A 7,089-nucleotide genomic window follows, 5' to 3' on the forward strand; every position below is an offset into this window, starting at 1 on the left:
TTGACGGAGAAAGGCCAGAAGTTCTCTTGTTCACTGATGACCGCTTCAGCCCTTGATATTAAAGCACTTACGGAAATGGCGGCATGAAAAACACGCATAAAAAACAAGAAATTGATGGATAGTAGTACAAAATGTGAATTTTATACAGGGTGGCACTGACACAAACTATGTTTATCAGTTACGAACTACAGTGAAGGAATCGTAAGTCTTTTTAGAACAATAGATTGTTTCGGTGTCCCCCCCCTCGCAAAGGTATTTATTTTTACATATACATTTTACTTAAACTTTATACGAGCGTTCCTGCTGTACACAAATGGCATAGGGAAAAAACACAGTAACCCCTTACATGCCTTTTGCTACCGTTATGCCCTTTGTGGCTACAAATGATTTTATGCTTAACAGATCATGATCATCGCGGGCGATGATAGTAATCACGTTTGGACCTTCTTTTAACGAATGTTTTGTATCAATCTTCAATGACGATTGTTGTCTTGGGCTTACATGTTTGTTTGATTTGAAAAAGATTTTATCATTGTTTATCAGTACATAAGCATGTTTTACGTGGGTATCGTCTTTTACAAGTGCAGAAATGGATAATTCTTCCTCGCCAAATAAAATGTTTGGCACGCCATCCAGAGAAATGGTGGGGGGGATTCGCTGTATAAACATTTCGAGTTCGTCGGATGATTTTCCGGCATCATTATTTACCGCAGTTACGTCCTTTGCAGAAACCCATCCGTATCTATTATTAGGAAGTTCCGCCCTGTACCAATCAGCGTTGCTGACGTCAGACTTGAGAATTGTGCCCTCGTTCATCATTGATAAAACAGGGGTGTCAAATGACATTCCACCATACAGTGGAATATGGTTTTTGTTTATCTTCAAAAGTTTGGAACTGGCCGTCAGCTTTTGGGGGACACCGGCAACCACGGAGAATTTTAATGTATTACTTAAAAAAGCGCCGAAGATAGAGTCGGAAATAATAATATCCACATTAAATTCATTAGAAGCAATTGTTTCTTTGACGTTAAAAGTTAATTCCGCCTCCTTGATTTCTCCCGGATTTAATTGACCAATTTCAACCCTGCCTTTTTCTACAAACACCTCTTTGTCACTCAAATTTCTGAGAGTAACAAACGTTTTTTCGGAAATCCCATTTCCCATGTTTTTTACCATGACAAGGAGATTAATATTTTCGCCTTTGTTTATTAATCCATCACCGTTATTTTTGCCTGAAGAATTTGTTGCCTGATCTAAAATCTGATAAGAAAAGGCAAAAAGTGGCTGAGGCAATGCCTCTATTGCCACAGTTAAATTAAGATCTGCCGGGTTGTTTTTATTTAACTCTTCAAATTTAATAGTAATTTCATCTTCCCGATCAAGTGAATTTTTTGGTATTTCTATCGTTTTGGTGTACGTCTTTTTACTTCCTTTGCCTATTTTACCAAAAATAAATTCATGTTTATCGTACAGACCGTTTTTGCTGGAAGAAATTCCGCGCAATTGATAGAGAGGTTTATCCCCCGTGTTTTCAATAGTTACCGTAAGCGTAATTTTTTCTCCGGCCTTTACCCGTTTATTAATGGGGTTTGTTAAAAAAGTAACATTTGTTGCGGATGCCCCTTCATTTATCCCTTCAGACCAGTCAATACTCAAGCTATCAAGCGCCTGTGCTATTTTCTTTTCTTCCTCTTCGGAAATTGCGTCAATTACTGAAAGAGAATTTTGCAGAAAACCTTCCTCTTTTTTCCATGTAGAAGTGTTTGCCAGTAATTTTCTGGCGAAGACAATATGGAAATCTTTATCAAAATCAGGCAGTTTGTAAGGGTCTTCGTCTTCCGCAGGTTCCACCTCCGCCTCTTTCCCGGCAACCGCGTCCTCTTTTTTTTCCTTTATTTCATGGAAGTACTTAAGGGTAGCAAAGGGAAATGCATCTTTGTGGTGGTCGTCCAAATGTTTTTTCAGATCTTCTTCCCTGATTGCCGTGATGCCATGAAAAAGATTGATGTTGTCCTTTTCTACGGTCACCGGAACAAGCTGTATGTCCGGTGTAATGCCAAAAGATTGAATGTCGGTAAAAAGAGGGGTAAGATATTTTGCGATGGTTAATTTTAGCGCCGAACCGTCCATTAACTCTATAAGCTGCTGGACAGACCCCTTGCCAAATGTTCTGTCTCCGACGATTATCGCACGGTTATTTTCCTTTAGAGCGCCGGCAACAATTTCAGCCCCTGAGGCGCTTCCTGCATCGACAAGCACCACTATGGGGTACAGTTCCTCGTCAGTATCCGTTTTTTTTGCATCGATCACTTCTCTGGGATGGCCTCCAGGCCCAACGGTAACAACAATAGAGCCACTTTCCAGAAATTTGTCAGACACCTTGATTGCCTGGTCTAACAAACCACCCGAATTGTTCCGCAAATCGAGAATGAGTCCTTTCATTTTATCATTGTTTTTGTTTAATTGTTTTAACTGCTCATTAAGGCGCTGAGAGGTATCATCCTGAAAATTCCTGATTCTTACATAGCCATAACCTCCTTCAATAGATGCGGATTCTACCGTAGGAATTACTATTATTTCCCGTTTGAGGGCAAAAAGTTTTGTCTCTACTGCTTTATGTTTTAAAATGGAAAGTGTGACGGTTGAACCCTGATCACCACGCAGTTTCCCAACAGATTCGGTAAGGTCCATATCTACGGTCGATTCTCCATCAATTTCCACAATTTTATCTCCTGCCTTTATTCCTGCCACTGCAGCAGGGGTTCCTTCAATGGGAGAAATTACCGTCAGAACGCCATCTCTTATTCCTACCACCATGCCGAGTCCTCCGAACTTGCCGGTAGTGCCAATCTTAAATTCGGTAAATTGTTTTGGCGGTAAGATAATGGAATGTGGGTCAAGCTGCGTCAACATGCCGTTGATTGCCGTATATTCCACATCGCTGGCGGTAAGTGATGCGTTCTCTTCCCGATGCTTATTGATAAAATCCAGGGCATCCTGCAGAACCTTGAAAACATCCTTGGACCGGTGAACTTCTGACAAATCAAATGTCTTTGAAACAGTGTCAACCGTAACGGTGTTTATCTTCTTCTCCTCAGAGTAGTCTACCAGGACTTCAGGTATGACTCTTTCCTGCCAATCAAGAGCTCCCTTAACCATTTCAACATTATCAATACGGTCAGGGTCAACATACAGGCGGTTAATATAGGAAAGTACAATTCCGGGAAGGCGAAATTTATATTCAGTATCTTCTTTTACTGACAGATTTTCAAAATGGGGTTCCAGACCAAATGTTTTATTGAAAACAACAAAAAAACCGGAAATGGAAGATATAGAAATTATAATTATTATTAACACATACTTAAACGGATGCTTTAATCTCATGAATATTTCCTTTTTGATCAAAAAATCAAAGTAACTTTACACAATGTAACTAAACCCTTACTCAAAAATATAAAGATACGCCGTAAACTGTTGAATAGCAATGATTCGCTCATTAAAAAGGCGAGTAATACGGCAAGAGACCATGCATAACAATTACGATAAATGTAGTATCGATTTCATTTTTTGTAAAAGTCCAATACATAACATAATTTTAATGCATTGTGGGAGCTAATCCATGAATTGCCGCCACATAAGGCCAAAATAGTGTTTTCCGGTGGTCGATCTCCTTGAAAAACAAAACTCTCACTAACTGGCACTACTGTACACAAGTAGCAATTTGAGTATAGAGAGAAAGAACAGATTTATCAAGGAAATTTGCCTTGCCCAGTGATTATGAAAAAAGCATTTGATAATTATAGGAAGAACAGATAAAATGCTACGCTTGTCATAAATTTAGCTTCATTCATAGAGTTTTTAGAAAATTTAAGAGGGAAATAATGGTATCCACTTCCTGGCTACAAAAGAATAAAAAAATCGTTTATATCATAATGATATTTGCCGTTTCTGTTTGGGGCATAAGCTTTTCCGCGATGGAATTAATTCCCAAAAAACCTATCGCCAAAGTATTGGGAAGGAAGATTACACAGGATGAGTTTACCGAAATGGCAATCAGGTGGCAGAGGTTGTTTTTCCCTCAAACGCAGGAATCAATTATCCCTATAGTCTGGAAGCAGTTTCTGATGGTTGAAAAGGCAAATCAAATGGGATTAATGATAACAAGCCCTGAAGTTGAAGACGGTTTACGGAGAATTGCTTTTCAGGTTTTCGGGCAAACTCCTGAGCTTGAAAAAAGAAGACTAATGCAGTTTCTGTGTAATACTTTTAAACTTACTCCGGATCAAATACAACGTACTATCAGGGAAGCCCTGCTGGTTGAAAAGCTGGAATCTCTGTTGCGTTCATCCACAAAAGTAACAAGTGAGGAACTTTGGTACCGGTTTTCTCTGGAAAACGAGCAGGTAAAGTTAAAAATCATGGCATTAAAGGCGAGTGATTTTGCCGATACCGTTCAGGTAAATGAAGAAGAGCTAATAGCGTTTTATAATAAATACAAGAACAAAGAATATGATGCACACAGTGGAACTCCAGGCTACATGCTTCCTGAAATGGTAAAGATTGAATGCCTTATTGCTAAATTTGACGATATGCAGGCGCTTGTTGATGTTACGAAGGAAGATATAAAGAAGTATTATGAGGATAATAAGGAAACGCAATATAAAATCGATCCCGCAGAAATAACAACCGAAGAATCTTCTGTTCCTGAGGATAAAACGGAGACAATGTCAGAAGGCGACACAAAGGAAAAGGACCTTAGCCACGTTTACAAATCGTATGATGCGGTAAAGGATGAAATTCGGAAAATACTTGCAGGACAAATGGCAAGGGAAAAAGCATCAGAGGTGATACATAAGGTGGATGAGGAAATTTACGCAACAATAGACAAGGAAGACCGCCCGAATTTCAGCGATCTTGCCGTAAAATATAAATTAACCCGCACCATTCCTGCCGGAAAAGAATCGAAGCGCGAGTTTCTTGCAGAAAGCGATTTGTGGGAAATCTTCCCGGGGTCTGATAAGATTTCGAAGGTTGCTTTTGACAGGGAAAAATTTGAACCATCTATGCCGCTGGAGTTTGTTGAGGGGTTTGTTATTTTTCAGGTAATCGATAAGAAATATCCCGCTCCTGCCCCATTTGAGGAGATCAAAAATAAAGTTTTACGGGACATTACAATAGAAAAGGGATTGCAAAAATCGATAGAAATCGCAGAAAAATACACAAGTGGTTCCAATTCAGCCACTGCGTTTGAAGATATTGTAAAATTAATTGCTGGTGAGTATAGTCAAAAAGATTTTCTGGTATGTGAAACTGATTACATCAAGCGTCCTATGAAACTTTTTGACAGGGATTCGCGATATATAGAGGCGCTTGATGCAGACCGCCCTAACCTCACAAATAAGGCCTTTGAATTAAAACCGGGCGAAGTGGCCTTTGCTGTAGAAACTCTTGATGAAAAGGCGTGTTACATAATAAGTGTAATAGAGAGAAAACCTGCCGATACCGCTCTTTTTGAAAAAACCAGGGAAAACGTCATGAAAAGGTTTTTGTACGAAAAACAGGAGGCCTTTTTGACCGCATGGAAAGCCGACATGAACAAACAGATGGAAATTTACACAAAATTTCAATAGAAACGTACTTGTGGCAAAAATCCTGTTTGTGATGAAACCTTCATAATCTCTGGCCACAAAAGGAGGAGAAGATATCTCCTTTGCGGTCATTCTGGACATATTCACTTCGTTTAGAGTAACTCCGCCGGGCGTCTTTCAAGATTCCTCAATACAGTCTGGAGTAGCGAATAAATTCCAATTTCTTACCTTGTTACTACGTAAATGGTACTGCTTTAAATAACAAAAATTTGGGGGATATGACGATAGCTGATGGACATCCTTGTTTTTTTTAGTCCCTTCATCTCTCGTCCGTCGTTTTCCATGTGTTATGGCATATATTGGGGGAGCTATCATTGGAAAAGATTTACCGTATAAGCGAATTTAAAGGAAAAATTCATAATCCGGTAGTTACACTTGGTGTTTTTGACGGCGTACATCGTGGACATCAGAAAATTATTGAATACACAAAAAGTTTAGCCTCTAAAAAGAGCGGAGACTCTGTCATTATCACCTTTGACGTACACCCAAGAGTTCTTTTGGAAAACAAAACCCCTTTTTTCATCACTTCCCTGTCGCATCGTTTGGTATTGTTTGAAAGGCTTGGTGTTGATTATACGTTAATATTGCCATTTAACGATTCCCTTGCACAAACAAACGCAAAAGATTTTATAGAAAACATACTCGTAAAAGAGTTAGATTCAAAATGCATAGTGCTTGGTTTTAATTGCCATTTTGGAAAGAATAGAAGCGGGAATATCAAACTCGTAAAGGAATTGGCGGGCAAATACCATTATGAAGCACACGAATGCCCACCGGAAACCTATAAGGGCCAGGTTATCAGCAGCACTGTTATCCGTAAAGCCATTCAGGAAGGCGCATTAGAGAAGGCGGAAGCCATGCTTGGAAGGCCTGTCTCTGTTTTAGGCACTGTCGTAAGAAAATCCGGCAGAGGCGTAACTATGGGATATCCCACCGCAAATCTGGATTTGCACCACGAAATCAGGCCACCACAAGGCGTATACGCCACAAAGGTATGCTGGAAGGAAAGGGAATATCTGGCATTGACCAATATCGGCTCCAGGCCTACTTTTTTCAAAGAGTCCTTATCAAGCGAAGACGAAACCATGGAGATAGAGACACACATACTGGATTTTCACGAATCAATTTACGGAAAAAACCTTGAAGTGCAGTTTCTCTTCAGGATCAGAGACGAAATACCCTTCGGTTCCATTGAAGCATTAAAACAGCAAATAGAAAAAGATAAAGAAATGTTGTTGAAAAAGATGCTCTCTGGAGCCTTGACGAAATAGCCATATTCAAATATGTCGCTCCTAGAAATTTTCCCAAGAACAACCTAGCGCGGCCTTTGGCCGCAACCAAAAAGGTGATTTTTAGTTTATTATAAAGTATAGTAGTATCCTCGTAAATAGTAATCAGACAATTTGGAGGACACTACTTATGAATAAGTTGATGGAATTAT

At 39.5% G+C, this 7,089-nt stretch carries 3 protein-coding genes; 2 read left to right on the forward strand and 1 reads right to left on the reverse strand.

Annotated elements, in window-relative coordinates; translation table 11 throughout:
* Positions 1–342: 342 nt before the first annotated feature.
* Positions 343–3,384 (reverse strand): MXAN_5808 family serine peptidase, encoded by a 3,042-nt coding sequence (locus tag QZT26_RS15420; RefSeq protein ID WP_295103409.1) that lies wholly within the window; start codon positions 3,382–3,384, stop codon positions 343–345.
* Between the two features lie 497 nt (positions 3,385–3,881).
* Here QZT26_RS15420 and QZT26_RS15425 point away from each other — a divergent pair, with 497 nt between their 5' ends.
* A complete protein-coding gene (locus QZT26_RS15425) occupies positions 3,882–5,630 on the forward strand; it encodes a SurA N-terminal domain-containing protein (protein ID WP_099324203.1) in 1,749 nt (582 codons plus the stop codon).
* A 332-nt stretch (positions 5,631–5,962) separates the two neighbouring features.
* Positions 5,963–6,919 (forward strand): bifunctional riboflavin kinase/FAD synthetase, encoded by a 957-nt coding sequence (locus QZT26_RS15430; RefSeq protein WP_157820375.1) that lies wholly within the window; start codon positions 5,963–5,965, stop codon positions 6,917–6,919.
* Positions 6,920–7,089 lie beyond the last annotated feature (170 nt).

Source organism: uncultured Candidatus Kuenenia sp., assembly GCF_900696675.1.
GTDB lineage: Bacteria > Planctomycetota > Brocadiia > Brocadiales > Brocadiaceae > Kuenenia > Kuenenia stuttgartiensis_A.

Coding starts and splice junctions, on each gene's coding strand:
- QZT26_RS15425 (WP_099324203.1), top strand. CDS start 3,882: ATGGTATCCACTTCCTGGCTACAAAAGAATAAAAAAATCGTTTATATC.
- QZT26_RS15420 (WP_295103409.1), bottom strand. CDS start 3,384: ATGAGATTAAAGCATCCGTTTAAGTATGTGTTAATAATAATTATAATT.